Below are 25,792 nucleotides of genomic sequence, written 5' to 3' on the forward strand. Positions count from 1 at the left end.
AAATAACCTGCGCAACATTGGAGGAGTCTGAGGGCGTGAAGGTCGTCGTCGAACGACTCACGCGATGCCGACGACATTCGTTATCAAAAGGATCATCATTCTAAAGATGTTCGACCAAGGATGTGCGACTATCACTGCGCTGCCAGATCTTTTTTTGATGACGTTTATGCCTTGATCCGGAGTCGTCGCAAGGAAATAAAGTTATCCGCGAGAGCATCGATAGCGGTCTCTATTCTGCGTTCCTGAGATACACTCGACCTCGAGCAATCATCCCTCCAAGGGAGGTTTGCAGCTTTACTTGTTGAGGCATACGTCTTTGAAGGACTTTTCTGTTGGCGAAAGCGAGGCCCGCCGGGACGCGAACGGTGGTCGGTTACCGCTTGTCTATAAGCTGTCGTCGGGTGTGCGTCGCATCGCGACGCTGTCGGCTTTGCTCGACGACTTCCAATTGCACGGCAGGCCGCCAGGTCGCCCGGCTGCTGGCGCAGGTGTCCTCGCGTGGGGGCGACGTCCGAGCGCTATCGCTGCGCAACGCTATGCGCGGCGGCACGGTCTCGCGCTCTATCACATCGAAGACGGCTTCCTGCGCTCCGTGGGTCTGGGAAAAGACGATCCGCCGCTCGCCATCGTCTTCGACGACATCGGTCTCTATTTCGACGCAAGCAAGCCGTCCAGATTGGAGTTGCTGGTCGGGCGACCACTCCACAAGGCTCAGGTGGTGCGGACGCGCGCGCTGATCACCGCCTGGCGCGAAGGGCGGGTGTCAAAGTACAACCACACGCGCGACCTGGACAAGCCGTTGCCGTCCGACTGCGTGTTGGTTGTGGATCAGACGCGCGGCGATGCATCCATATCTTGCGGTCTCGCCGACGCCGCCAGCTTTCGTCGCATGCTGGATACCGCGCTAAGGGAGCATCCCGAAAGTACCATTTTGCTAAAAGTGCATCCGGACGTGGTCTCTGGCCGCAAGCAAGGGCACTTCGATCTCGGCGCGGTGCGCGCGATGCCTCGCGTCCAGGTGCTGGCAGACAATGCGCATCCCGCGAGTGTGCTGTCCTCTGTACGCGCGGTCTATGCCGTCACGTCCCAGCTCGGTTTCGAGGCTCTGATGTGGGGGGTGCCGGTTCGGGTCTTCGGCATGCCGTTCTATGCGGGTTGGGGGTTGACGGCGGACGAATTGGCAGCGCCTCAGCGACGCGGTGTGGCGACGCTGGAACAACTCGTACATGCAACGCTCGTCGACTACTGTCGCTATGTCGATCCGGAAACGGGCAGGCGTTGCGAAGTGGAAACCGTGTTGGCATGGCTTGCATTGCAGCGTCGGATGCGTCAGCGTTTCCCGGCTGGAATCGATGCCCTCGGGTTCTCCGGCTGGAAGAAAGACTATGTGCGCCAATTCTTCGACGGAAATGAAGTGCGATTTCGTTGGCGAATGCCTCGGACCGGTGGCGGAGCTGTCGCGACCTGGGGTGCCAAGCTCGATCATCGACTCGCTCGAAGCTTGCCGATGGCGCGCGGGGTTATCCGCGTCGAGGATGGATTCGTGCGCTCCGTCGGTCTGGGCGCGGACCTGACCCGTCCCCTGTCCTGGGTGCAGGATGATCTGGGAATCTATTACGACGCGACGCGCCCCTCACGACTAGAGGAGTTGCTGGCGAAGACAACGTTTGCTTCCGATTTGATTGAACGTGCGGCAGAACTGCGTCGAGTGATCTGCGGTGCCGGAATTACCAAATACAACCTCGCCGGACAGAGGAGGTGGGTTCGTCCTCAGGGGCGGCACGTGATTCTTGTGCCGGGACAAGTGGAAACCGATGCGTCGATTCGCTACGGTTCATCGGGAATCCGCGCGAACATGGATCTATTGCGGGCTGTGCGCGCGGCAAATCCCGAAGCCTATCTTCTGTACAAGCCGCATCCTGACGTGGTGGCGGGCCTGCGCAAGGTGGGGCAGGGTGAAGATGATGCGGCGCAATGGTGTGACGAAGTTATCGGCTCGGTTCCCTTTCATCATCTGCTCGACAATGTCGACGAAGTACATGTGCTGACTTCGTTGTCTGGCTTCGAAGCCTTGTTGCGGGGCGTGAGGGTAGTGACGTACGGCCAGCCGTTTTATGCGGGATGGGGCGTAACGCAAGATTTCGGTTTAACGGAAAGCCTGCGTCACAGGCGCGCCCGCGTACTCGAGCTCGACGAGCTCGTAGCGGGCGCGCTAATTCTGTATCCCACTTACGTGAGTCGCATAACCGGTCGTTTCACTACCCCGGAGCGAGCGCTCCAAGAAGTTATCGAATGGCGGGCTACGCCACAGATTCCACGTTGGCGGCATTGGATCGCGCGGATATTTCGCGAGGCATAGTCTTGGTGTCTTTGGCCGACGCGGGTTCCACGCCGCTGCCGCGCAACGACCTGAAAATAGGGACTCCGGACGCCAGCGCGCGTTCGAGTCGTGGCGGCGGCTGGACAAACGCGCCCTGGTCATTGACCTGGTCGCTCAGCACGCGGCGCACAATCGCAATGCAGGCAGCCTTGCGACCGGCCGCGTGATAGAACGAACCTTGAATCTGGATAGTGGCGGCGATGGCGGATACGAAATCTCTCAGAAGAGCTTTGTTGATGCGCTGAGGCTTCGTCCAGAAGGTCTCTAACGAATCCTGATGCGTAAGTCCCGCGATGTCGTACATGGCCATGCCGAGCACTTTTACCGGGCAATTCGCGCGTAACGCGTGCAGTCCTACGGTCGAATTCACGGTAACGACACCCAGACTGCGCTTGATGGTGCGTTTGAGATCGCAGTCCGATACTGCAATGACACGCGAGGCGACGCCGTGACGCCTGGCAGTGCGGGCGACGTACCGCTCCCAACGCTCCATGCCGTTATCCAGAGGGTGAAGCTTGACGACGAGCGAGCCGTCCTGCGGCGCATGTTGCGCAAAGGAAGAGATGACTTGTTCGATAACCTGACGTTGGCCGTCATAAGCCGAATTTGCGCGCAACTGATAGTCGGCTTGCATTTGCAAGGCGAGCATCCAATAGCGCTTCCCAGAGTGGCGCAGAGCGTCCGCTGCTGCAACACGGGCGGGCTCACGCAGGCGCTGAAGAGCCATTCGAGGAAGCCAGTTCAAGTAGTCGATCAGCGGGAGGTAAAACTTGTCCGTCCGATATAGCGGAAAGAAATATGGAACCAGCGATGTGAGCAGGTTATAGAAGACTTCATTGAAGGCTTCTTGACCGAAAGTGTGCGAGTACTGAGGCGTTCCCGACTTGAGCGGTCCGACGCGACGGGCAATAGCGCGGATAGCATCAGGATCGTTGGGAAAGTGCGAGAGCGTACCCATTCCGCCACGCTCGAGGGTCAGCCAGGCGGGACGCAGATAACCGAACTCTACCGCGTAAGTGCGGACGCCAAGCGATTCAGCTACTTCACGCGCGACCGCGTGATAAGGCAGTCGGTCGGCGTAGTAAAGGATATCCGTGATCTTGTGGCGAACAAGATAGTCACGCAGGAAATCGGCCCAACGACTGAATCGACCCCGATAGTTGACGGCGCCCGGCTTGCGCCAGTAAGCCCAATCTCCCAGGGAAAAATTGATTCGATGAGTTGGAATTTCCGCCGATTCGAAGTGTTCGCTGAGCTGGCGCCAGAAGAGTGATGGTGGGCCTTGCAGGAATAAGATTGTTCGGCGCATTTGAGACACTTTTTTGAGTTTTGCTGACCTTCCGGCGTGGCCTGAATTATAATCTTAGACTGTTATCGCGTTGTAGCTAAAAAAGCAGGGAATGAGAAGTGGCGGCTGAGAGTGTTCAGGGGCGGAGTTCGCGTGCGAGGATGGTCTGGCTTGTAGAGGGTCGCATTTCAGGCCATTCCAAAGCATGCGTTGCGACGCTCGTGCTGGAGATGGATGAAGGCCGCTCGCAGGCCTTAAAGATTCTAATAAGCAGCAAGGGTCGAGTGCAGGAGTTGGTAAGAACGCCCGCATCTGTGCGAGCCATCCGTCTTGCGGCGGGCGATGAAGACCAGTCCGTCAGTGTCCCTGCACTTCGATTCCGCCGCCTGACGACTGCCGAATATCGACTGCGGCAGCTCTGGCGGACGGGGCGCACCCTGCATAAACAACCGTCGCATCGCAGCGCCCGTGCTGGTCTTACGCTAACTTCAATGTTATGCGACCTTGATCACGCGTACGACATCGCCTGTCGCTTTCGTGCGAACGTTTATGCCGAAGGCTATGATGGCTGGTACAGGGAGTTCTACTCCGTCACTCCCACCGATCGCGCTTTGATGGATCGATGCGTCAGAAAATGGAAGAACGCACCGAACTTTCATATTACGCTTCAGGTGAGTCCACAAACAACTCAAGCCGAGATTAGCGCCACGCGTGAGAGTTTGCGGGCCCAGACATATCAGCAATTCGGCATCGAGCTTTGGGGCGGAGCGTCAGGTGACTGGCCTGGTTTGATCTATCGTCCGCGTCGTGACAATGACTGGCGTCTCTTATTGCGCGCTGGAACAACGCTCTCCGAGCAGGCGTTGTTCTGTTTGGCGGATGCTGCGGTCAAGACGCCGGATGCCGCGCTAATTTATGTCGATCACGACGTGTTGGGGATGGATGGGCGCCTTTGCGATCCCGTGTTCCATCCAGACTGGTCGCCTGAAATGCTGCGCGCCACTAATTACATTGGCGAGGCCTTCGCCTGGAACGGTCAGTATGCAGATCGTCTTCCGGATCTCCGTGCAGATGTGCGCGGAACGAATTTCGCGCATGCATTGTCGCTGGCCTTGAGCGAGACGGGCGCGCCGATGGTGCACGTGCCCGCACCGCTCTGGCATCTTGCAGAAAGAGGCGAGCGAGCTGACGAAGGGGATACGACTCTGGCGGTGAGCGGACATTTGCGACGCATGAAGATGTCGGCGGACGTCGAGGAAAGAGGCGCGGGCTATTGTCAGGTCCGATATTCCGTGCCGACCCCCCGGCCTTTGGTGAGTATCGTGATTCCGACTCGCGATGGTCTTTCGTACCTCCGCCGTTGCATTACCAGCTTGATCGAGAAGACCCAATACGGCCCGTACGAGATTGTAGTAGTAGACAACCAGAGCACGGATCCCGATACGCTTCGCTATATGCGGAGCCTTGAGCAATGCGAATCCAATCTGCGAGTGCTGTCCTTTGATGAGCCGTTCAATTACTCGCGCATCAACAACTTCGCCGCCGCTCAGGCAAAGGGCGAATTGTTGTGCTTGCTCAACAACGATACGGAAGTTATCTCGCCGGATTGGCTGTGTGAGATGGTGGGTCTGCTGTCGAGCGACAGTGTAGGAGTAGTGGGAGCCAAACTGCTGTATGGAAATGGCACGGTTCAGCATGCCGGCGATACGGTAGGTCCTGGCGGATGCGCCGATCATCTGCATAACGGGATCGCGAGAGATGACCCGGGTTATGCAGGACGAGCGAGGATTGCGCAAGATTTGTCCGCTGTGACCGCGGCTTGCCTCTTAACCAAGAAGTCGATCTTCGAGGCCCTCAATGGCCTCGACGAAATCAATCTAAAGGTCGCATTCAACGACGTAGATTATTGCTTGCGCGTCCGGGACTCAGGCTTTCGCGTGGTTTGGACTCCACACGCGTTGCTCTACCACCATGAATCGGTGTCTCGGGGCAAGGACGAGTCGCCCGCGAAAGAACGCCGTTTCAGAGGTGAGGTGAATTATATGCGCCGGCGCTGGGCGCATCTCATGCATTGCGATCCTTTTTACAACCCCAACTGCAATTATCTGCAACCAAATTTTTCACCGAGCGCAACGCCTTCCGTCTGGCAGCCTTGGCGTACTCGAGCGGATAAAAGGCCAGACAGGCATTCAAGCAGATTAAATTCCGATTCACGCGCAGTAAAGTGATTTGATCGATTTTAGTATTAATGCAGAAACGACGACAAGATGATAATCAAGGCCATTAAAGGAAACAGGCTCTTCTGGGGTATCGTAATCGTTCCAATGCTTTTGGCAATCGTCTATTTCGGAGTCGTCGCCAAGGACCGTTACGTCAGTACATCGGAAGTAGTGGTTCAGAAAGTCAGCTCTGATGGCGCTGCCTCGAGTGCTTCCCAGATCCCGGGTTTGGCGGTTCTCATGGGAGGCGGGGGCTTGGCGGATGGCACGGCCGCGGAAACCCTCTATGTAAGGGAGTTCATTACTTCGCAGGATATGCTGGATGTCTTGGAGGAGAAGCTGCATTGGAGTCGACACTACGCTAACCATGTGGCCGACCCGTGGTACCACCTGTCGCCTGGCGCCTCGAAGGAAGAGTTGCTCAAGTATTTCCAGAAAATGGTGTCGGCGCAGTTCAACGAAACGACCGGGCTTTTGACTGTCCAGGTGGAAGCCTTCGACAGCGATTTCGCCAAGAAGACCTTGGCGACGGTGATCTCGGAAAGCGACCGGTTCGTAAACGACATATCGCATCGTTTGGCCAGCGAACAAGTGAACTTTGCAGAAGGAGAACTGGATCGGGCGCGCCGCAATTACGAAGAGCGGCAAGATGCGCTTCTGCATTTTCAGGGCGAGCACAACGTCTTGGATGCCCGTCAATCTGCGATGGCCAAGAACGATGTCATCACAGGGTTGCAGGCCGAGCTCATCAAGCAAAATACGTCCCTTCGCGCAATGCATGCGATGCTCAGCGATGACAGTCCACAGGTCCGGCAGCAGAAGATTCAGATCGCCGCCCTGCAACAGCAAATCGATGCGGAAGAGAAGAAGCTGGTTGCCACGAATGCGAACAATCGAATGAACGTCGTGGCCTCCAGATACGAGACCTTGCAATTGAACGCCGGGATAGCGCAGGAGACGTACAAGGCATCGGTCGCCTCACTGCAAAGCGCCCGAATTGACGCGACCCGAAAGCTGCGAAGCCTCGTGGTGGTCATCAATCCGAATATGCCGGACGAGGCGCTGTTCCCTCGTCGTGTGTATAGCTTGTTTACCACGCTGGTGATTCTGCTCCTGATCTTTGGGGTTGTCCATTTCGTAATCGCCACGATCAACGATCACAAAGACTGAAGAGTGCTGCATGTTGAGTATGTATAAAAGCCAAAAATTCGTTGATTCTGGCGTGAAGTCGTTGCGCTTCGCATGCGGCGCTACTTTGCTTCTCGGCTTGCTGTCCTTGGGCGGCTGTGGTGTGCTGTCTGCCGCCGGCCCTCAGATTTCCAGCGTCACCTCGTCGACTAATGCACAGAATCCGGATTTTCCGTATCAGCTGATCGACCTTTCGCCTGGCAACATCGCGCCTTTCATGCGTCCGTCCGAGAGCGCGCTTGTGAATCACGTTGCACCGCCACGAGAGCCAGATGTGCGCCTCATGCCGGGAGACGTCCTGAGGGTATTGATTTCGGATGACAGCGGAGCCGATAAGACCGTGTTTGCGCCATTGGCCCAAGGCGGAACCGTTTTTGGGCAGGTGCGTGTGGACGCGGAAGGACGAATCTCGCTTCCCTACATGGGAATGAAAAACGTGCGCGGGGCCACTTTGGTGGAGGCCGAAAATACGATACGGCGAGGGGTACAAGGGCGGGCCAGCGAACCGCAGGTCCACGTCGAATTGGTGAGCGACCTGTCCCGTTCAGTTCTGGTCGCCGGAGCTGTGAAGAGTCCTGGTCGATTTTCAGCATCGCAGGGTCCGTTGACTATTCTGGATGCAATCAATCAGGCAGGTGGACCGGTTCTTGAGCCCTATCTGAGTAACGTGGTGTTGCGTACTGGGCGAACGGTACAGACCTACAATTATCAGGATTTGCTCTCCGGAGGAAATATCAACGTTCCTCCTAATTCTGAAATCGTTCTTGAGCGGGCACGCAAGCGCTTTGTCGCAATGGGAGCGGTGGGTCAACCCGGGCTGCGTGATTTTCCGTCTTCTTCGCCCAGCCTTCTGGAAGTATTGGGATCCGTAGGCTGGCTGAACGAACGTACCGCGAATCCAGGTGGCGTATTCGTATTCCGTCTTGCAGATGGCCACGACGGAAGCAAACCGGTCGCTCAGGTATTCCGCCTGAATATGCATGAGCCCGTTTCCATGTTCCTCGCCAAAAGGTTCCTAATTCAGCCTGACGACACTGTCTATGTGACAAACGCCCCGGTCTATGAGATGCAGAAAATCATCGCTCCGATCGTGCAGATTCTGCTCTTAGGCACGTACGCGAATTCATATTAAAGGGCACAGTCATGTCGGAACTCGAGTCGCCGTTCAAGGCTAATCGCTCATCGCTAAGTATCGTACGTTCAGTGCTGTTTGCGCTTTTTCTAAGAGAGATGCAAACGCGATTCGGCGCAAGGCGAATGGGGTTTGTCTGGGTTATCCTGGAGCCTCTGGCGATTCTGGTCATCGTTCTGGTCTTCCATGCACTGCTCAAGGCCACAAGGATGCAAAGCCTTGATTACGTTATGTTCCTGGTCAGCGGAATCGTACCGTTCCACATGATGCGCAGTATCGTGTGGCGATTGACCGACGCGATCCAGGCCAATCAAGGGCTCTTTGCGTATCGTCAGGTCGCGCCTTTTGATACCTTCGTTGCCCGCTTGATCGTTGAGCTGTGCACGTATTCGTGCGCTTATATAATCATATGTGCCTTTCTGGGCTTCTGGTTTCAGCACGATGTATTGATCAGCAATCCGCTTGAATGGCTCGGCGCGCTCGCGGTAGGTGTGTTTTTGTCATTTTGGTTAGGTGTGGCGTATGCAATGATTAGTCATTCCATCCCAGGCGCGGCCAGGGTGTGCAAAATGACGCTCATTCCCTTGTATCTCACGTCCGGCATCCTCTTTCCAGTGTGGAATTTGCCAGAGCGGCAGGTATCTTTCTTTTCCTGGAATCCGTACGTTGACGTAATAGATAATGTTCGCGCCGCTGTATTTGACAATTACCCGGTGACCAAAGGGCTGAACTACGGTTATCCGCTGGTTTTTTCGGTCGTCCTGGCGTTCCTCGTCATGGTTGCCTACAGGCGTCAGCGGCAGCTTCTTCGCTCAGCCCCGGTGTGACCCATGATTGAATTACATAAACTGAGCAAGTCGTATGTGACAAAGCAAGGTCGCAAGCACGTTTTTCGTGACCTTTCGTTTGTCGTGCCTCCTGACAAGAATATCGCCCTGATCGGAAAGAACGGCGCCGGCAAAAGTACGCTGATGCGGCTGTTGTGCGGAACCGAAGTGCCCGATAGTGGGCGCATCATTACCGATAAAAGAATCTCCTGGCCCGTGGGGCTCGGAGGGGGATTTCAGGGATCGCTCACGGGAAGGCAGAACGTCAAGTTTATCTGCCGATCCCTGGGGGCCGTCGGTGAGGAAATGGATCGCGTCATCGCCTACGTAGAGGATTTTGCGGAGCTGGGAGATTACTTCAATCAGCCCATGAAAACATACTCATCCGGGATGAACGCTCGTCTTCGATTCGGCATGAGTCTCGCGTTCGACTTCGACTACTATATGGTCGACGAGGCGATGTCGGTCGGAGATGCGCACTTTCGAGAGAAGGCTGCAGCCGAATTCAAGCGCCGCGTAGGACGGACCAATTTGATTCTGGTGACACACGGCATGGGCCAGGTTCGAACGCTATGCGACATCGTTCTTTTGTTGAAGAACGGCAAGGTGGAAGTGTACGAGGACGTCGAAGAAGGCATTGGCCAGTATATGAAGCTATAGAAGTCGGCCGGCGGATAGTTCCGTGCGATTTTCTTGATTGAAAGTTTGCTCTTTCTTTGAAATCCGTCTTTTTTACCGTTTGTCATAGCGAGAAGATTTTGAGAATTGGTATTGCGGCCATCTTCAAGAACGAATGCGAATCCATTGTTGAGTGGATTGCGTTTCACCGGGCCGTCGGCGTCGACTATTTTATTATTTCAGATAATGAAAGCACGGATGGCTCTCGCGAGCTTTTGAAGCGCCTTGACAGGGCAGGGTTGATCAAAGTAAAAGATTTTCCCACTCAGCCCGGTCAGCGACCACAGTTGCCAGCCTATGACAATATGCTGACCGTCTGCCCGCAGACGGTCGATTTGCTGGCATTCATCGATGCGGATGAATTCATCTATCCGACCAACGGCGAGGAGACGATTCGTCCATTATTTGAAAAAATATTCTCGAATCAGACAGTGAGCGCGTTGGCTCTGAATTGGTCTATTTTCGGTTCGTCGGGGCATATTTTCCTGAAAGAAGGACTGGTGATCGACCGTTTCAAGAAGATGGCCGTGAAGGACTTTAGTGTCAACAACCACTACAAGAGTGTGGTGAGGCCCGCGCACGTCGCATCGTTCGAGAACCCTCATCACGCGAACTTAAAAAGCGGTCGTTACGTTAATTCGAAAGGGGAAGATCTGGTCTATCACCCGGATCACGGTCATGGATTAAGTCATGATGTCGGCTGGGACGGCGCTCGGATTAACCATTACGCTGTGAAGTCCCTTGAAGAGTTTCTTGTAGGAAAGAGCCGGAAGGGAAGCGCGAGCCGAGAGTCGCGCGTGAAGCACGAGACGTATTTTCGCCGCCACGACAAGAACGACCTTGACTTCGAAATGCCGAAATCGTTACGTGAAAAGGTCCTGACGGAGATTGCTTCGATTCAGGAGAAGCTCAGCAGCGTTGCGGCTTTGGAAGTTGCTGAAGAGGTAATCGAAGGCAAGACCACCTTCTGGCGAAAATTGAAGGATTCAATCGGACGTCCGGCGTGATACTTCGTCTCGCGACTTTCCGTAATCGTGCCCGGCTAGTCGCGGGGTACATCATCGCACCATGCTTTGCTTGTGAGACCGAGCATGGTGCGGCAATCGAACGGGTTGCCATGGTTTGCCGATATGCGCAACTGCCGCTGTGTGTTATTGAGGCGGGAAAACACGGACTCGTCTGAATAAGGTCGCGGCCCCTGAAGGATTGTCAGGAGGTTTTTGACCCCACGGAACTATCGCATTGGAAAGATGGATCTCAGCCGGCGCTTTGATGGAGCCATTCGTCTTGAGTGCGACGTAGGGCTCGCCATCAATCGAAAAGACCACTTCATCTTCGCTCCACAGGACACCATAGTCATGAAATCCCTCGGAAAGATTCTTCTGGAGGCTTATGCGGCTCGACACCATCGTGTGTGATCGTCCCTTGGGTGGGTGCCACTGATGGACCGCGGAAGTGGACGCATTCGGATAGAAGGTCTCTGTAACGTCGATTTCGTACCCATCGCGCGTAACCAACCAGAACGCGTTATCCACGCCGGGAATCGCGGCGATCTTCATCGACGCTTCGAAATAGCCAAATTTATAAGTAGCCTTACTTATGATTTGCCCGGTTGACCATTTCGCCTGGCAGTCGGTGACCGGTTTGATTTGAAGCATCAATCCGCTTGCGGTGGTCGAGGTGCTCTGAGGCCGAACGCACGAGATGAGTTTCGTATTTTCGCGGGATGGCAACGTCCAGTCGCTCAGGTCGTCCGGGTTGTTGAATCGGGCCTCGAAGACCGGTGATACCGCGCCGGACCGATATCGCGCAATCGTTTCCCTATCCTTGTCGGAAATAGTGCGGCGAAACGCGTAGTCTTGATCCGGCGTCGTCTCACGCATGGGTCCGGCATAGATCGCGGGATGAGGGTTATTCCACGTTTGCGCATGAGCCAGGCCGCAAACTGCGATCAGCGCCGTGCCGAAAGCACGGATTCCCCGCGTCGCCACACATCGAATCGAGAAAGCGTTCGTCATTTCGTTTTCTGTTGTGGCAAGAAGCCGTTGAATTATTCTGTGAGCAGATCGCCGAAGCAGGCCTGCCGGCTTTAGTGCGTTTCGATCAAGCATCCTGCGTCTTCGAGGATCGTATAGATTTTCTCTGTGTTCTTCACCTTGAGATGGTTGAACCTCGCAGCGTCGAACACGACTTTCCCGAGTATGTCGGTGAGCGACTCTGCCGTTTCCACCTCTTCGACATGGACGTAGGGATATCCCATGGTGCTCGCCAGCTCGAGCGTGCGGCTGTCAAATGCGACGCATACCCCTAGCTTTCCGCTCTGGATGGCGGCGACAGCACCGTGAATCCGCATGCCGATGACAAGATCGAACCTGGACATTGAATCGATCCATGTTCTCGCGTCCGAATAAAATCGCCCATTGTTGATGACATATTGAACGTACTGGTCCAGATTCAGCGACGGGTGAAGCACTCCGCGAAGCCAATCGAAGAAGTTACGATCTTCCTCATCAAGGAATTGACGCGAATGGATCAGATTCAGGATTTTTTTATCTGTCTGATAAACGGTTACATGATCGTGTTCCCCGATCAGACGGGACAGTACTTTCTCCGCCGCCCTGGTTTCCGCCTCCATCGTGCCGAACACATGGGCGATCTTCGGGTGCTCGATTTCAGAGTACCCATCCAGTAGTCTCTGAATATTCCTTCCGGATGCATCCGGATTGATCGTCTGCGAGGGACAGCCCGTCACCACCACATTCGTGATGCCCATTTGCTCGAGAACGTTGGCCGTGAAGTTGCCCCGGACGCCAATGGCCTTGCAGCGTTCCGACAGAACCTTGGCGAACCTAATCGTGCCCGGCTTGAGATTCGTTATCTCGGTCTCGTTTTTTCCAGTCTGTGCGCCGAGGCCGACGCACGCCACGGGCAAATCGCAGGATTCAATAAACTCTGCCCATCCACCCAGGTCCCACGCGGGGTTGATCTGGTTGGCCGCCGGAATGACCAGGACGTCGGCTCTTTCCCGGACTTCTTCGGCCTTCAGTTTGCTCGGATGGACGAATATCTTGGGGTTGGATATCTTCCTCGACAGGGCGAACTGGAACAGCGCGTTACCGACATTTTCGCCAATTTCGTTCAGCCCACGCACCAGATTCGGTGCGAGCAAACTGCCACCGTTGGTTCCTAGAATCGCGACCCTTTTGATCATCTGTGCCTCGTGTATGTATGTCGTCTCGATCTGCAATCTTGACCGGGAGCACAAGCTCATCGCCTGCGCCCCTCTCGCTTTCCATGAAGAATATAGTGCTGGAATCCGGACGCGCACCGTCCAAGGTCCACAGCATTAGCCACGTCCGAATTCTTCTTCAGATAGCCTTGCTCATCGAAGTTTTGCGGAGGAGGAATGATGATCTTCCTCTGCCTCAAAACTTCGCCGATTTCCTGCCAGCTCGAATTGGCGGTGATCGGAGAGTAGCCGCTTTTCCTGAAGAGATTTCTTCGGGGTTGCGCCTTGTTGATGTTCAGGATGACCCATTTGCGATCGGCATCATCGTGTGGATCATGCGACGCGGGAGAGTTCGGTGACACCTGGTGCTGGTGCTGGTGCTTGCCATGAATTCCGCCAATCCTGTTTCGAATGTCGGTGATGTAGTAGCCGAACACCGCGGTCAATGCACCGTAATCGCTCTTTCCATATTGGCGAACGAATTCATTGCGCGCGACGGCCGCGAATTCTTCGTGTTTGGAAATTCCTCCGACGACCGAATTGGTGTAGGCCGTCTGGGACCCTCTGTCCCGGTGATGATAATTCGCCAGTGGTTCCGTGATGACCGCAATATCTCCCTGCAGAAGGAACGCCATGTTGAAATACCAGTCGCCCAACACCGGAAGCTTTTCGTTGTATCCGCCGACGGCGTTCCAGTAGACGCGCTTGTACAGAAACGCGATCGGCGGAAATATGTTTCCGGCCGCCATTTCGGCAATTTGCACGTTCCGAACCCAATCCATGTAGGGCTGACGGCGGTGTTCGATAACCGTGTTGTCGCGTATTTCCTCGGAAACGTACGTGGTCTGAGTAATCACGCCACCATATCGGTTTCCTGGCGCGGACGCCATGAATGATACCGTCTTTTCGAGGAAGGCCGATTCCCAACTGTCGTCATCGTCATGAATGACGATGTAGTCGGATTTCGAATGCGAAATTCCAGCGTTCGACGCTGCCTCCATTCCAAGGCTCGTCTCATTATGAACAAGAACGATCTTTCTCCTGTCAACGAGGGACTCCTCGATGACATTCAGAACTGGAAGAAGATCACCACCGTCGTTCACGATAACCCAGATGTAGTCTGCATAGCTCTGGTTTGCTACGCTCAGGGCGGCACGCTTAAGAAGCAGCGGTCTGTTCTTCGTTCTGGTAATAATGGCTACCGAAGGCCTTTCCGCACAGGTCGGTTGCAGCTCTTCTTCTGGCCCGCTGGCTTTCGGGTCGAAATAGGAGGCAATGGTCTCTTGACCCGATGCCTGGGCCTGAAGTTCACGGGCCATTGCTCCTTCGTATTCGAGCGCGATTTGCCCTTCCTGCCACAAGGCGTGCTTGATGCGTGCCTCGGAAGAAGGAAGCTCGGAGTCGGCGGGCAGTCGCAAAACCGGAACCGTGACGCTCTTGCCGAAATCGGCGGATCGCGCCTTGCCGAGCAGGGCCATGGCTTCATCGCGCGACGGGTGAACGATGATTCGGGCGGCTTCCTTGATTGCGCTGTCGTAGTTCGCGATGATTTGAGTGATCGAGGCGTTCTTTCCAGTCGTGGACAGATAGTCCATCGCACACTCGAAAAGTTCGTCATGCTCTGCATAGGTTTCGTGGACATTCTTGTCGATCAGCGCATTCGCGACAGACGAGAATTCGCCGAAAGGAACTTCCTCGATCGAAGGCGCGTTGGGTTCGACCAGCGCCTCGATCATATGCCGGTGTCTCACGAACGCGGTGGCATAATCACCGGACCGGTATTTTTCGCTTTGAAAGAGAATCCCGATGACATCGTCGGCAATCTTGTGATCGAACCCGGGCATCGGGATGCGACCAAAGTACAGGCCTTTCCAAGCAATGCCGGGATAAGCCTGGCTGAGCATGGATTGCATGCTGCCTTGCCAGCCGCTATCGATCAGAACGGCTCTGGTGCAGTCGCCTAGTGTTTCCTCGAGGTAGCCGTCAAACGCTTCGCTGGAGCGTTTCAGGTAGTCCTGCATGCTGACCGAAGCGGGCGTAGGTCCCTGAATCCAGCCCGGAAAGTTGAAGCCGTGCGCCATGTACTCGCTCAGCCCGAGGTCCAGGTCGGCGAGTCGGGACGGATGGTGCCGGAATACTCCCTCGATCAGGTTCCGGATAGGCTCGTTCGCGTACTCCTTGGAAATGATCTTCGTGGCCACGTCCGGCTTGTGGCGATATACGCCCTTGGCGACGGAGATTCGCGACACCCAGAACATTCCACGATTGCTGCTGTCGTGAAAGTTCTCATTTTCGAGGAATTTTTCATACAGTTTCTTGATTCGGACGCCGGCTCGGGCGCAGAACAGAAACTTGGTTTCCGGTCCGTCAAGGTAGTTGATGTATTGGTTGATACCCAGCATCCATCGCTGAATGATGGGGCCGACTACCGTGTACCCGATTTCTTTCGTCAAATTCATTTCTAAGGCACTGCTTTTTAAGTTATTCATGTTCTAGCGCTGTCCCTTCACTTGCGGCTCACCGGGGTGGGGCAATGTCCACGGAAACCGAAAACTTGTCCTCGATCAACTCCGAGATCAGGACATGGTCAGCGAGTCTCTGGTCTATTTCTGTACGGCTGATCGGCAGATGCAGTGCGAGCCAGCCAGCGGCCCTGGCTTTCACGAAATCGCCTTTGAGGCTATCGCCGATGTGAATGAACCGATCGGAGGATTCTTGAAGCTGTTCTTCGATAGCATGAAAGATCTTCCCCGAGGCCTTTGATATTTTCGTGTCAGCGCTAGAGACGATCAGGTCGAACAAGTAGACATCGAGGCCCAGTCTCCTGAGCAGCGCCTTTATGTGTTCGGAGTGCATGTACATATCGCTGGTCAGGATGACTTTGCCACCCTTTTCCTTGTGTCGTTTTGCGTACGAGAGGAGCGCGTCGTTGATCGTCAAGCGCTCGACTTCGTAAGATAGTTCGATGTCGATGAAGTCATCTTTGAGCCGCTCAGTTCCGTCGAGCAACTTGCTGGCCGTGCTGTGAATTTCCTTGAGCGAACCCTCGCCATGACCCGAGACTTTTTGTCCCGCGCGATAGGTGGCCTTCGTGCCGAGATGACGAGCGAAGAATGCGTCCATGTCACGCATCGAGAGTTCGTTGACGAGGATTTGCGGGCTCTGATCTTCTGGTTGTTCCCAAGACGACCCTGCAACGAATGCCGACATCCTTTGGCCGATTTCCAGGAATCGCCGCAGTTCGCTTTTTTGATCTCGCAATAGAAGTGTGTCGAACACGTCCAGGGAGAGAACGAACTCTCCCGCGGGCGCGAGGTGGTCTATTTTTCTGAACAACTTTGCCTTGAACTCGTCATTGCCAAACAGGCGAAGGCGAGAGCCACAATTCTCTACCTCTGACTCTACAGCGTCGAATCGGTGTACGGTGGTAACGTTTGAGTTTTTCATATTGCTACGAGAACGCGTAATCGCGATCCGAAATTAAGATTCTGAAATTTTTGGACTCAGTTTGTATTCGCTGCTCGACATCGGGGTCGGCCGCGAAACCTAGCGTGGCATCCGTTGCATGCTCGCAATGACTTCGTCGATCTCCCTCTCACCATGCGTGCAAGCAATAAAAAACCGCAACCGCGCCGACTGCTCCGGCACGGCGGGGTAGAGAATAGGCTGGACGTTGAACCCTTCTTCAAACAGCAAACCCGACCACCGCGTAGCGCGCAGCGAACTCCCCAGAATCGCCGGAACGACCGCAATCCCCGCGCTGGTCCCTGTATCGATTCCCGCAGCCTTGGCACGCTCGAGAAAATACTTTCCGCGCGCCTGCAACGTCTCCACTCGTTCCGGCAGTTCAAGCATCCGCTTGAGCGCAGCTAGCGAAGCCGCCGCGACCGGCGGCGGCATCCCGACGCTATATAGAAAACCCGGCGCGAGAAATTTCAGATGCTCGATCAGCGCGGTTTCCCCGGCGATATACCCGCCGCACCCGGCCAGCGTTTTGCTGAGCGTTCCCATCCAGATATCGACCGCGTCGCCACTCATGCCAAAGTGCTCGCGAATCCCACGCCCGGTCTTGCCCATGACGCCCAGCGAATGCGCCTCATCCACCATCAAGAACGCCTGATGCCGTCGCTTGATATCCACGAGCCGGGGCAAATCCGGAAAGTCCCCGTCCATGCTGTAGATTCCTTCCACAACAATCAGCACGCGTTCGAACTGGTGACGTTGTTCGAGAAGCAATGCATCGAGCGCATCCGCATCGTTGTGTGCGAAGGACAGGCGCTTCGCTCCCGCTAGCTGAATGCCCTGCAGAACGCTGTTGTGAATCAGCTCATCGTGCACGACCAGATCGCGCGGGCCGAACAGGTAGCCGATCGTCGTCACATTGGCGGCGTGACCGCTGACAAACGTGATTGCATCGTCCACGCCATATAGCTCGGCCAGTGCGCTTTCCAGTTCGCGATGAATCGGCCGCTCGCCAGACACCAGCCGGCTCGCCGACACCGACGTTCCATAACGGTCGATCGCATCCTTGGCCGCCTGCGTCACGACCGGGTCACCCGACATGCCCAGATAGTTGTAGCTGGCGAAATTGACGTAGCTGCGCCCGCCAATGGACGTATCCGCTCCAGCCGTCCCCTCGTGCAGCTTGAAGAACGGACTGCGCACGCCCAGGCGCGCGGCGCCGTCGTTCATGATGCGCAACTGACGATAGCCCGGATACTGATCGAAGCGCGTGAAGGCCTCCGGAACAGCACCTTTCTTCTGGCCGACCAGCGGCGCACGCTCGTGCGTCTGCCCCGCCTGACGCAGCTTGCGCTCCAGCGTCTGCTGAATGAGTTTGTTCTTCAACGCCGAGGTCAGACCCGGCAGCCCCGAACCTTTGGATTCGCTCATGTTGCGCTTATCGAACTTATTGAATCATGCGTTGAGCGGGACCCTGCTCATCGGCCTTGAGCTCTTCGGCGAATTCCGCGATGGCGTCCTGCGAAATTCCCTGAGCGTGTTGCGCGACGACGTGAGCAACCTGCTGGGTGACGGCGTCGGACTCGTCGGTGGCGGAGCCGCGCAGCGTCTGGATCAGACGCGTCGCGAGCCGCGACATGGTCGGGCTTTCCGAGAGCGCCATGACCGGCAGGCGAATGCCGAAGCGATTCTCCAGCGCGACGACGAGCTCGACGCCCATCAGCGAGTCGAGTCCCATGTCGTAGACCGAACGATCCGCGTCGATCTTCTCGACCGGCACGCGCAGGATCTCGCTGACTTCGCTCTTGAGCATGTCGACGACCACCGGATGCAACTCTGCGTCATCCAGCGTCTCGAGCAACTGGGCGAAGCCGCCGGCGTCATCGTCATCTTGTGGTCCGGCCGCGGCCGTGCGCGCCACCCAGTCGAATTTGGGCGAGTCCGCGCTCGGCAGGAAGCGCGCGAGCGCACGCCAGTCCAGCTCCAGCACACCGAGATCGCCGGCGTCGGCCAGCAACATCGCTTCCAGCACGCGCAACGCCTCTGCGGCGGGCAGGGCGTTGCCACCCATGCGGCCTTGCAGCGCATCGCGGACCTTCGTGTTGCGCGCGAGAAAACCGGCGTCGGCGATTGCGCCCCAGCGCGGACTCGTCGCGGGCAGACCACGCGCGCGCCGCTGACGCGCCAGCGCTTCCAGCCAGCCATTGGCGGCGACGTAATTCGACTGGCCCGGATTGCCGAACAGCGTCGTGCCGGATGAGTGGAACACGAAGAAGTCGAGCGGCAGATCGCGCGATAGCTCATCCAGATGCAGCGCGCCGAGCACCTTGGGCGCCATCGCGCGTTCTATCTGCTGAGCTGTCGCATTTCGGATCAGGCCGTCGTCGATGACCATCGCGGCGTGCACGATGCCGCGAATCGGCGGCATGGTGCCGGCAGCTTCCGCGAACAATGCAGCGAGCGCCACGCGATCGGTGACGTCGCACGCGGCCGCGCGCACCGCGACGCCACGTTCACGCAGCGCCTCGATCGCCTGCTGCGCTTCATCGGTCGCCGGTCCCCTGCGGCCGATCAGAATCAGATGTCGCGCGCCCTTGTCCGCCAGCCATTCGCCGGTGCGCAAGCCGAAGCCCGACAGGCCGCCCGTCACGAGATAGCTCGCGTGCCCGGGAAGCTGCAACTGCTTGCGAGTGACGGTTTTGGCATGTGCGCTCACGTCGGCGCGAATGCCGCGACGATACGTGACGACGATCTTCCCGATCTGCCGCGCCTGCTGCATATGACGGAACGCATCGACGATGTCGTTGGCGTCGAACGCTCGGTAAGGCAGCGGATGCAGCACGCCTTGCTCGAACAGCGCCATCATCTCGCCGAACAGCCGGCGCGTGAGCTCGGGACGCTCGGACATCAGCTGATCGGCATCGATGCCGAAGTAACTGATATTGTTCCGGAACGGACGCAGCCCGATACGCGTGTTCTCGTAGAAGTCGCGCTTGCCGAGTTCGAGGAAGCGGCCGAAGGGCTTGAGCACACGCAGATTGCGGTTAATGGCTTCGCCGGCGAGCGAGTTCAGCACGACATCGACGCCCCGTCCATCCGTGTCCGCCAGAATCTGGTCGGCGAAATCGAGCGAGCGCGAATCGTAGATATGCTGCACGCCCATGAGGCGCAGGAAGTCGCGCTTCTCTTCCGAACCGGCGGTGGCGTAGATCTCCGCGCCGATCCATTGCGCGAACTGGATCGCCGCGATGCCGACGCCGCCCGCCGCGCCGTGAATCAGCAGCCTCTCGCCCGCCTCGATCTGCGCGAGCTTGCGCAGCGCGTAGTACACGGTGAAGAACGTGCTCGGAATGGTGGCCGCCGCCTCGAACGACATGCCGCGCGGCACGTGCGAGATCGCATTGGGTTGCGTGACGACGCGATCGCCGAAGCTGGCCGGCCCGAAGCCGACGACGGCATCGCCCGGCGCGTAGCCGCTCACGTCGCTGCCGACGCGTTCGACCACGCCCGCGAATTCGAGACCCAGGGTCGGGCCCGCGAAGCCATTCTCGATCGCTTCATCGGAAAGCAGACCGAGCGTGTACATCACGTCGCGGAAATTCAGGCCCGTTGCCTGCACGCGAATGTCGAGTTCATGCGCGCCCAGCTCGGGCGGCGCATAGCTTTCCCAGCGCAGGTTGCGCAACTGGCCGGGCATATCGAAGCCGAGTCGCAGCGCGGTTGCGCCATTCTGCGCACGGTCTTCGCGCGGTTGCGGCCGCGGGTTCTTGCGCAGGCGCGGCGCGTGACGCTCGCCGTGATTGCCGAGCGCGATTTCCTGCTCGTCGTCGGGGAGGAGCAGTTCGCGCATCAGCGCATCGAAGGGCAAGGGGCCGTTCGACGGCAGGTCGACGAGACGAACGTCGAAGCCGGCCGCCTCGTTGATCAGCGTGCGGCCGTAATGCCACAGCGATGCATCGTTGAGCGCGTCGTTGCCTGCTCGGGGCGTGGCCGAAATAAACGGAGCCGCGCCTGCCGTGAGAAGCCACAGCGTGGTTTTCACGCCAGTGCGCTCGCAGGCTTTCACGAGCTCGGCAGCGAGGTGACAGCGCTGCACCTGCTTCTTCAGCAGCGCTTGCGCGTCGAACTGCGGCGCATGCTCACGCGGATCACGCGCAAGCCCGGCCAGATGCACGATGCCGCGCAAACCGCCCGGCCGCGCACGCGCGTCGTCGATCAGTGCATCGAGTTCGTCGGGTGTGACATCGGCGTCGCATACGAGCGGCACGCCGTCGGGGCCGGACAGGCGCGCGGCGAGGTCGAGGCAGAGGTCATCGGTCTGCGCGTTGAGCGAGTCGGCCAGAATCAGCCAGCCCGCGCCGTTCGCCGGAAGTGCATCGACTTTCGCGGTCGCTGCGGGGCGCGCGGCCACCAGCAAGTACGGGCCGCTCGCCATCTGCGCCGCAAACGCGAGCGGCTCGCCACATTCCATGCGATGTTCGCGCAGCAGGCTCTGCCAGTGGCTCGCGGCCCGCTGGAGGGAATGCCGCGCGCCGTTCGCGTCTTCGCTCCACCATGCGCTTTGCGCGCCGAGCACGAAGTCCATCCAGACGGTGGGCTGCGTGCCATGCACGAGCAGCGTGGCGCCCGGCTTCATGCTGGCAATCGCGAAGCGCAGCGCATCGTGCAGCGCTGTCTCGCTGTCGAAATCGCTGTGGAGCAACACGAGATCGGCGCGTTGCGCGGACATCGGCCGATCCGCGCCGATAGCCTGAACGCGCAGTTCCGCGTGCTTTTCCTGGAGACGCGCGGCGGCATCCAGCGCTTCACCGGCCGGGCTCGCGAAGGTGTAATCCGCGACGGCGATGTCGAGTCCGTCGCATAGCGCCGACGCGAATGCAGGCCCCGCGCCGCCGATTTCGACGATGCCAACGCGCTGACCGGACGGGCGTCGCTCCAAGGCTTCGGCGAGTGTCGTGCGCAAGGCGTCCGCCACGCGCCGACGCGCGGCATCGCCGACGACGGTTCGCTGCAGACCTGCGAAATCGGACTCCTGCGGGCACACGTCCGCCAGCGCCGTCTTGCCCTGAAGCAGGTCGGGCAGATGCGTGCCCACGCGTCCGGCGGCGTGCACGAGCGCGAAGTAGTCCGGGTACTCGCGCACCAGGCTGTTCCAGATGTCGGTGGTGCTGGCGTCTTCCGCGTGCGGCGGGATCACGCGCCAGCCCGAGCCGTCCTCCGCGGGTTCGGCGCAGCGACTCAGCAGCCAGTCGAGCAGCGCGGCCGCTTCAGGCACGGCGCTTCGAAGCGCATCGAGCGCGACGCCACTCAGATGACCGTCGTCCGATATTGCGTGGAGCGCCTGCGCCGCAAAGGCGTCGCACAAGGTTTCCAGCAGCGGGTCCACTTCCTCCGTGTAGCGCGCGAGCAGCGCGTCTTCGCCGATGGACGCGGCAGCCGCTCCGAGCGCGGTCTGAAGCGCATCGGCCGTCAACGCGGGATTCGGCTCGAAAGCCGTTGCGGGATGCGGACTCGGCGTGGCGGCGTAGTCCAGATAAGACAGTGAATCGCCATGCGTTTTCGCGAGGCGGACGCTGCGAAAACGCGCGTCTTCGACGGAGGCGATGTGCCGGCCTTCTTCATCGAACAGGGAGAATTCGGCCGTGAGCGAATGCGGCGCGCGCGCGATCAGACGCGCGCGCACGAGATGCGGCGCGCCCCGGCCCGCGATCCATCGCAGCCGGCCGATCTTCGCCGGCACGAACGCGATGCCTTGCCCCAGTGCGTCGTCGTCCTTGAGCATCTGGATGATCAACTGGAACGTGCAGTCGAGCAGCGCAGGGTGCAGCAGGCTCTGCGACAGACTGTCGGTCAGCGCGTCGGGGGTCTGGAACACGGCCAGCACGCTGCCCGGCGCTTCGATCCAGCCATGCGACACGGCCTGGAACGCCGCGCCATAGGCGAGTTCCGCAGCCTGCGTCAGCGCGAGATGGCTCGCGCCGGTGAAGTCGGGAAGACGCTCCGGCAGGGCCGGCGCTTGCTTGTTCAGCGGGGCCGCGCTGGCGCTCGACAGCACCCGCCCGCTAGCATGCAGCGCCCACGGATCGCGACCGCCGAGCTCCTTCGCGCGCAGCCAGAAGCGCCCATCGTTTTCATCGAGCGACAGGCGCGTCAGCTTGCTCGGAGACGCGGCGAGCAGCAGCGGCGCGTGAATCTCGAGTTCCTCGACATCGCAGCTTTCGCCTGCTTGCCATTGCTGCGCGGCGGCCAGTGCGATCTCGGCGAAACCGGAACCGGGGAACACCGTGGCGTTGCCTACGACGTGATCCGCGAGCCAGGGATGAAGCTTGGTGTCGAGATGGTTTTCCCAGACCGGCTGCGACTGCTGCTGCAGGCGATAGCCCAGCAGCGGATGCACGCGCCGGCGCTCGAGCGAATTCGGCGATTCGGCGGTGACCGGGTGCCAGTAGCGTTCCCGCTGCCAGGAGTACGCGGGCAACGACACGTGTTGCCCGCTCCGCGGAAAAATCTGCGCCCAGTCGATCGCACCGCCGCCGACGATCACCTGCGCGACGGCGGCCTGCACGCGATCCGGACCGTCATCACCTCGCCGACCGGTCGCGATGACCTGTCCAGCTTTCTCCGCGTGCTTGAGCGTGCCGTTGAGATAGCTGCGCAGCACCGGCGCAGGACCGATCTCCAGCAGCACGTTGTTGCCATCGCCGACGAGCCCGCTCAACGCCTGCTCGAAGCGGACCGGAACACGGATGTTGTTCCACCAGTAATCGGCGTTCAGCGCGGTGCCGTCAAGCAGTCCGCCTGTTACCGTCGAATGGAAGGGCACGTCCGCGCGTTGCGGCCGGATGTCGCCCAGCGCGGCCTTGAGCGCGTGCTCGATCGGGTCCATCGCGGCGCTATGGAATGCGTAGTCGAGGTCGAGCTGCCTGTAGAACACGTCGCGCCCGGCCAGAGCCTCGCCGACCTTTTCCAGCGCGGAGGGCGCTCCAGCCAGAGTAGCGCCGTTGACGCTGTTGTATCCGGCGACGCACAACACCTCATGCAGATGCAGTTCGTCGAGCAGCGCCGCAGCGGCGATTCCGTCCATGCCGATGGCCGCCATGCGGCCGCGTCCCTTGGTAAGTCCCTGTTGCTGGCTGCGATGGAAGATGACCTTGACCGCATCCCCCAGGCTCAGAGCGCCGCACGCCCACGCCGCCGCCACTTCGCCGACGCTGTGACCGACGACCGCCGCAGGATGCACGCCCTGTTGAGCCAGCATGCGCGTGATGCCGACCTGCACCGCGAACAGCGCGGGCTGCGCGATTTCCGTGCGCTCGTAGAAGCCCGGCGCGGCGGGACGGCGAAGCAACTCGACGAGCGACCAGCCGGCGAGACTCGCGAACAGCGAATCGATCTCGGCGACCGAATCCGCGAACACGGGATCCCCGAGCAGCCTGCCGCCCATGCCTGCCCACTGCGAGCCATTGCCCGAATAGACGAACACCGGACCCTGCGCCGCCGCGACGCGTGTGCCCGTATGTACGAGAGGGCCCGGCGCATCGTCTCCGCCGAGCTGTTCCAGCAGCGTCGCGATGCTGTCGCCGTCCGCGCCGACGACCACGCCGCGATGCTCGTGCCGCTCACGGCGCAGCGCCGCGTGATACGCGACGTCGTAGAGTTGCGCCGCGGACTGGCCGCGCACGATACCGGCGAGCCGGCGCGCGTTCGCTTTCAGCGCCGCGTCGCTGCGGCCGCTGACGATCATCGGAACGACCGCCGGATTCGCCAGCCGGGTGGCGCGCGCCGTGTCGGCTTCGTCGGGAGTCTGCAGAATCACGTGCGCATTCGCGCCGCCGAAGCCGAACGAATTCACGCCGATCGTCAGCGTGCCTGTGGCGCGCATCGGCAGCGGCTTCGTGACGACCTGAATGTTCCAGTCGTCGAAGCGGATGTTGGGATTGAACTCCTTGATGCCGACGGTCGCCGGCACCACCCGATGCCTGAGGCTGTAAATGGCCTTCACGAGGCCCGCCACGCCGGAGGCCGCCTCCAGGTGGCCGAGATTGCTCTTGACCGAGCCGATGGGCAACGGGGCGTTCGCGCCGCGGGCCTGCCCGAGCGCCCGTCCGATGGCGCGGGTCTCGATCGGGTCGCCTACCGGCGTGCCGGTGCCGTGTGCCTCGAGATAGTCGATGTCCGCGGCCGCAATGCCGGCCTGTTCGTACACCTGGCGCATCAGCGCGCTCTGCGAATCGGCGCTGGGCACGGTGAGTCCCGACTTGCGGCCATCGGTGTTGACGGCGGTGCCCGCCACCACGGCGAGAATGCGGTCGCCGTCGGCTACGGCCTGGTCGTAGTCCTTCAGCAGGAAAAGGCCGCCGCCTTCGGAGCGCACGTAACCGTCGCCGGAAGCGTCGAACGCGCGGCAACGCCCGTTCGGCGACAACATCGACGCCTTGGAAAAAGTGATGAAGCCATACGGATGCAGGTGCAGGCTGACGCCGCCAGCGATAGCCTGACTGATCTCACCCGTGGCAATGGCGCGGCAGGCCTGATGGAACGCCACCATCGCCGATGAACACGCCGTGTCGACGGCCATGCTCGGGCCGCGCAAGTCGAATACGTAGGACAGCCGGTTGGCCGCGATGCTTGCGGTGTTGCCCGTGGCCATGGAAGCGTCCACGGCCGCGAGATCGTCCGCCATGCGATACGAATAGTCTGCGCTCGCGATGCCGATATACACGCCGCAATCGCTGCCGCGCAGAGAAGAAGGCTTGATGCCCGCGTGCTCGATGCTTTCCCAGCACAACTCCAGCAACAACCGTTGCTGCGGGTCCATCAACGATGCTTCGCGCGGAGAAATGCCGAAGAAGTCGGCGTCGAATCCGGAGACGTCGCCGATCGAACCCGCGGCGAAAGTGTAAGCCGTGCCCGGATGTTCCTTGGCGGGATGCAGATAGGCATCCGGAGACCATCGGCCCGGCTCCACCTCGGTGACTAGGTCCTTGCCCTCGAGCAAGTCGGCCCAGTAATGCTGTGTATCTGTACCCGGAAACCTGAAAGCCAGTCCGACAACGGCAACGCGCTTTAGCATTTCTTCATTCTTCGTTACTGGCTGGCTCGCTGACTCCCCGAAAACGCGCTTTGAAACGCAAAGGGCACGACGGTTGACTGAGGCTGCAATGACGGTATATGTGTCTGCCAGCCGTCAGACACAAAAGCGAGCGGCGATTCTATCTCGAAAACATTCCTGAAAGTAACGATATGCTTAATTGTTAGTCATTGTTTTGAGCCGCTGTGGTAAAAACTGCGCTAGTTTTAGCTGCGCGGAGGCTTCGGTGGAGTGCATTTCCCGCGCGCTTCATAAGATTTAAAGCTTGTCAAGTTGCGAAGGAATTTTTTCACGAGCT

At 58.9% G+C, this 25,792-nt stretch carries 14 protein-coding genes; 7 read left to right on the top strand and 7 right to left on the bottom strand.

Annotated features, from left to right (window positions below; translation table 11 throughout):
• Positions 1 to 316: 316 nt before the first annotated feature.
• On the top strand, positions 317 to 2,359 hold the full coding sequence (locus AWB79_RS11495) for a capsule polysaccharide biogenesis protein (protein WP_082862341.1): 2,043 nt from the start codon (positions 317 to 319) through the stop codon (positions 2,357 to 2,359).
• On the opposite strand, the gene AWB79_RS38175 is transcribed toward AWB79_RS11495, so the two are convergent.
• On the bottom strand, positions 2,301 to 3,689 hold the full coding sequence (locus AWB79_RS38175; protein WP_074169359.1) for a capsule polysaccharide biogenesis protein: 1,389 nt from the start codon (positions 3,687 to 3,689) through the stop codon (positions 2,301 to 2,303). The genes AWB79_RS11495 and AWB79_RS38175 overlap by 59 nt on opposite strands.
• A 140-nt stretch (positions 3,690 to 3,829) precedes the next feature.
• Between AWB79_RS38175 and AWB79_RS11510 the strand changes: the two genes are divergently transcribed.
• From AWB79_RS11510 to AWB79_RS11535, 6 genes are read left to right on the top strand one after another with little or no spacing between them, the layout of a single operon-like run.
• On the top strand, positions 3,830 to 5,896 hold the full coding sequence (locus tag AWB79_RS11510) for a glycosyltransferase family 2 protein (protein ID WP_232470879.1): 2,067 nt from the start codon (positions 3,830 to 3,832) through the stop codon (positions 5,894 to 5,896).
• 39 nt (positions 5,897 to 5,935) lie between these two features.
• Complete coding sequence (locus tag AWB79_RS11515; protein ID WP_061167537.1) at positions 5,936 to 7,057, top strand: KpsE/RkpR family capsule polysaccharide export protein; 1,122 nt, start codon at positions 5,936 to 5,938, stop codon at positions 7,055 to 7,057.
• Between the two features lie 10 nt (positions 7,058 to 7,067).
• The gene (locus AWB79_RS11520; protein ID WP_232470880.1) at positions 7,068 to 8,207 is read left to right on the top strand and encodes a polysaccharide biosynthesis/export family protein; all 1,140 of its coding nucleotides are present in this window, start codon (positions 7,068 to 7,070) and stop codon (positions 8,205 to 8,207) included.
• An 11-nt stretch (positions 8,208 to 8,218) separates the two neighbouring features.
• Positions 8,219 to 9,034 (top strand): ABC transporter permease, encoded by an 816-nt coding sequence (locus tag AWB79_RS11525; RefSeq protein ID WP_061167538.1) that lies wholly within the window; start codon positions 8,219 to 8,221, stop codon positions 9,032 to 9,034.
• Between the two features lie 3 nt (positions 9,035 to 9,037).
• Entirely contained in the window at positions 9,038 to 9,694 is a 657-nt protein-coding gene (locus AWB79_RS11530) for an ABC transporter ATP-binding protein (RefSeq protein WP_061167539.1), read from the top strand.
• A gap of 56 nt (positions 9,695 to 9,750) precedes the next feature.
• Entirely contained in the window at positions 9,751 to 10,719 is a 969-nt protein-coding gene (locus tag AWB79_RS11535; RefSeq protein WP_198399007.1) for a glycosyltransferase family 2 protein, read from the top strand.
• 144 nt (positions 10,720 to 10,863) lie between these two features.
• On the opposite strand, the gene AWB79_RS11540 is transcribed toward AWB79_RS11535, so the two are convergent.
• From AWB79_RS11540 to AWB79_RS11565, 6 genes are all read right to left on the bottom strand, one after another.
• Positions 10,864 to 11,730 carry a glycoside hydrolase family 16 protein gene (locus tag AWB79_RS11540; protein WP_061167540.1) on the bottom strand — a complete coding sequence of 289 codons (867 nt, stop codon included), beginning with the start codon at positions 11,728 to 11,730 and terminating at the stop codon, positions 10,864 to 10,866.
• 71 nt (positions 11,731 to 11,801) lie between these two features.
• Positions 11,802 to 12,923, bottom strand: coding sequence for a polysaccharide pyruvyl transferase family protein (locus tag AWB79_RS11545; protein ID WP_061167601.1), 1,122 nt, complete (start codon positions 12,921 to 12,923; stop codon positions 11,802 to 11,804).
• A 56-nt stretch (positions 12,924 to 12,979) separates the two neighbouring features.
• Complete coding sequence (locus tag AWB79_RS11550) at positions 12,980 to 15,430, bottom strand: glycosyltransferase family 2 protein (RefSeq protein ID WP_061167541.1); 2,451 nt, start codon at positions 15,428 to 15,430, stop codon at positions 12,980 to 12,982.
• A 28-nt stretch (positions 15,431 to 15,458) separates the two neighbouring features.
• Complete coding sequence (locus AWB79_RS11555) at positions 15,459 to 16,388, bottom strand: HAD family hydrolase (protein ID WP_061167542.1); 930 nt, start codon at positions 16,386 to 16,388, stop codon at positions 15,459 to 15,461.
• Positions 16,389 to 16,487: 99 nt separating this feature from the next.
• Positions 16,488 to 17,834, bottom strand: coding sequence for an aminotransferase class I/II-fold pyridoxal phosphate-dependent enzyme (locus tag AWB79_RS11560; protein WP_061167543.1), 1,347 nt, complete (start codon positions 17,832 to 17,834; stop codon positions 16,488 to 16,490).
• A 16-nt stretch (positions 17,835 to 17,850) separates the two neighbouring features.
• Positions 17,851 to 25,476, bottom strand: a complete 7,626-nt coding sequence (locus AWB79_RS11565; RefSeq protein ID WP_061167544.1) for a type I polyketide synthase — start codon at positions 25,474 to 25,476, stop codon at positions 17,851 to 17,853.
• Positions 25,477 to 25,792 lie beyond the last annotated feature (316 nt).

This window comes from Caballeronia hypogeia (assembly GCF_001544875.2).
GTDB classification, from domain to species: Bacteria; Pseudomonadota; Gammaproteobacteria; order Burkholderiales; family Burkholderiaceae; genus Caballeronia; species Caballeronia hypogeia.

Bases quoted from the DNA above. Each gene is read 5' to 3' on its own strand.
- AWB79_RS11565 (WP_061167544.1), bottom strand. From the start codon at position 25,476: ATGCTAAAGCGCGTTGCCGTTGTCGGACTGGCTTTCAGGTTTCCGGGT.
- AWB79_RS11550 (WP_061167541.1), bottom strand. From the start codon at position 15,430: ATGAATAACTTAAAAAGCAGTGCCTTAGAAATGAATTTGACGAAAGAA.
- AWB79_RS38175 (WP_074169359.1), bottom strand. From the start codon at position 3,689: ATGCGCCGAACAATCTTATTCCTGCAAGGCCCACCATCACTCTTCTGG.
- AWB79_RS11545 (WP_061167601.1), bottom strand. From the start codon at position 12,923: ATGATCAAAAGGGTCGCGATTCTAGGAACCAACGGTGGCAGTTTGCTC.
- AWB79_RS11525 (WP_061167538.1), top strand. From the start codon at position 8,219: ATGTCGGAACTCGAGTCGCCGTTCAAGGCTAATCGCTCATCGCTAAGT.
- AWB79_RS11540 (WP_061167540.1), bottom strand. From the start codon at position 11,730: ATGACGAACGCTTTCTCGATTCGATGTGTGGCGACGCGGGGAATCCGT.
- AWB79_RS11510 (WP_232470879.1), top strand. From the start codon at position 3,830: ATGGTCTGGCTTGTAGAGGGTCGCATTTCAGGCCATTCCAAAGCATGC.
- AWB79_RS11555 (WP_061167542.1), bottom strand. From the start codon at position 16,388: ATGAAAAACTCAAACGTTACCACCGTACACCGATTCGACGCTGTAGAG.
- AWB79_RS11515 (WP_061167537.1), top strand. From the start codon at position 5,936: ATGATAATCAAGGCCATTAAAGGAAACAGGCTCTTCTGGGGTATCGTA.
- AWB79_RS11520 (WP_232470880.1), top strand. From the start codon at position 7,068: ATGTTGAGTATGTATAAAAGCCAAAAATTCGTTGATTCTGGCGTGAAG.
- AWB79_RS11560 (WP_061167543.1), bottom strand. From the start codon at position 17,834: ATGAGCGAATCCAAAGGTTCGGGGCTGCCGGGTCTGACCTCGGCGTTG.
- AWB79_RS11530 (WP_061167539.1), top strand. From the start codon at position 9,038: ATGATTGAATTACATAAACTGAGCAAGTCGTATGTGACAAAGCAAGGT.